Annotated in this window: 2 protein-coding genes; both read right to left on the bottom strand. The window is 53.5% G+C overall.

The features are described from left to right. Window positions 1-574, bottom strand: a 574-nt coding sequence (locus ACJMM9_RS13535) for a S49 family peptidase (protein WP_405327977.1), incomplete at its 3' end; no start/stop codon positions are given. A 61-nt stretch (window positions 575-635) separates the two neighbouring features. Then, window positions 636-2106 (bottom strand): phage portal protein (locus ACJMM9_RS13530; protein ID WP_405327974.1); only part of this gene is annotated, 1471 nt, incomplete at its 5' end.

Raw genomic sequence — 2106 nt, 5'->3', positions numbered from 1 at the left:
TCGGAGCCTTGTTCGGGGAAAGCGTCGAGCGGACCACGGTCACGGCGTCGTTGCTGGTCTTGCGGAACACGCACAGCACGCCGATAGAACCGAGAGAAGCACTTTCACTTGCATAAACTCTTTCGCACGCGCTACCAATCCAGTAGGCAGCGCTGCACATTTCGCCTGACGTATGGGCCACAATGCCCATCGGCTTTTCACCGCGATGGCTTGCAATCTTTGCAGCCAGGTCGCTCACGCCGTCAACGACACCGCCCGGAGAATTCAGTTCGAAGACAATGCCCTTGACGGATTCGTCGGCAACGACCTCGTCGAATGCTTCACCGATGGACTGATAAGTGTCTTGGCCAAACCAAACGGCATCGAACGTGTTGCGATGCGCAAGAGCGCCGTCGACATTGATGACCGCAATGCCATCGTCACGACGTTCAACACATTGCTGGATGTTCCATTCGCCATTATCTTTTTGCGATTCACCCCACCAATCAACGAAACTGGAAGCCATGTTTTCGACAACTTCCTTGCGGATGGCAAAGCGATTCGCGTTGATAAATCTTAAAAAACTCTTTTTCATTTGGTCAACCTAAGCAAAAAGTAAGTGTCAAGAGCCTTTTCACGCCGTTTTCAGTCTCATCTTAACTTTGGCCGTCATCGCCGCCGTCTTGCGGGCCGTCGTTCGTTTCCTGAATCGAGACGTTCTGCGATTTGTTGACGGTTCCAGGGTCCGGCAAGTCATAACGTGCACGAATCTTGCGTTCCTCGGCAAGCTTTGCCGCAATAACGGAATATTCGTTGCCACAAACCTTGCGGCAAGCCGTGTCGCGGTCGATTAGCTGGTTGTCAAGCTGCATGATGATTGCCTGCGTTTCCTTGGTCGGGTCAAGCATGAAGCCCGCGTCGGAATCCCAGCGGCAAGACGTCCACAGCATGTGAGTGAGCGGGTCGTCGAAATAGCCCGGAGCCTCGATGATTCCACGCGCAATGCAGGCCGTCAAGAACTTTTCATAAATCGGCTGGCAATAGTTCGCGATGAAATTGTACTTGATTTTTTCGAAACTCTTTCGGGATTCGAGCAAAGCAGCGCGAACGGCGTTGTAAGAACTGTTGAAAAAGTGTTGAACTTGTTCACTACTTATGCCGAGAGAGGCAGCGGCCCCGCGCTGGATGTAGTCGACAAACGGGCTGTAATTCGCATTCGGCCTCGAAGCGTTCGCGAACTTGATGTCCTGGGCACCGTTCAAGCGCACAATCCCACCCGGCGCAAGTTCCACGGCGTCCATATCGTTCGGCGCGACTTTCTGTTCGTCGGCAACGTTGCCCAGAAGCGGTTCGCTGTTTTCGTCCTTGTTCATAATAAGGACGGTGAACATAGAAGCGACCACGGCAGCCATCAATTCGCTGTCCTGGTAGCGTTCCAACTGCTTCATCTGCATGATCATCTGGGCTATCATGGGAACACCGCGACGCTGGTCGCTACGGTCACAGACGAAAGAGTGAATCACGTTGCGTGCACCGAGCGGGTCGAACGCATCGATGCGCACGGTGTCGAAAATATCGCTGTAATTGTTGATTCCGTAAGGAACCCTTTTCGTGAAATGGTAGGCAATCGGCTTGCCGCGACGGCTCGTCTCGACGCCCATGCAGAATTCATCCGTTTCAATGTGGCCGAACGGTTGCCTGCAGCGGTCAGATTCCAGATTCTTGACGCTCACGCCATACGGATTTTCGCGGTCATACTGGGGAAGCGCGAAGCATTCGCCGGTGATGGCCTGAATCTTGATGGCAAGGTCCTGAAGCTGGTAAAAGTCGTTTTTGCCTTCCACGTCGCACGAAATATTGTCGGCCCACAGGTCGAAATGCTTCTGCACCACGCGGGACCACGTTTCGAGCTTTTCACGGTCGATTTTCAGCAGTTCATAGTCCGGAATGGGCCTCGCCTTGATTCCGGAACCGACGACATTGACGTCGATGCTTTGCACCAGCGCGAGAACGAAAGTGTTATTCTGGAAAAGCGAACGGGCACGCAGCACGAGTGTTTCGCGGTCGGTCCAAAGATCCCTATCGGCGGAACCTTCGGAAACAAAGAAAGCGCGAAGAGCTTCCGTC

This window comes from Fibrobacter sp., assembly GCF_045112255.1.
Classification (GTDB): domain Bacteria; phylum Fibrobacterota; class Fibrobacteria; order Fibrobacterales; family Fibrobacteraceae; genus Fibrobacter.
The sequence above is the reverse complement of the archived record's forward strand: the minus strand, read 5'-3'. Positions and strand labels throughout refer to the sequence as shown.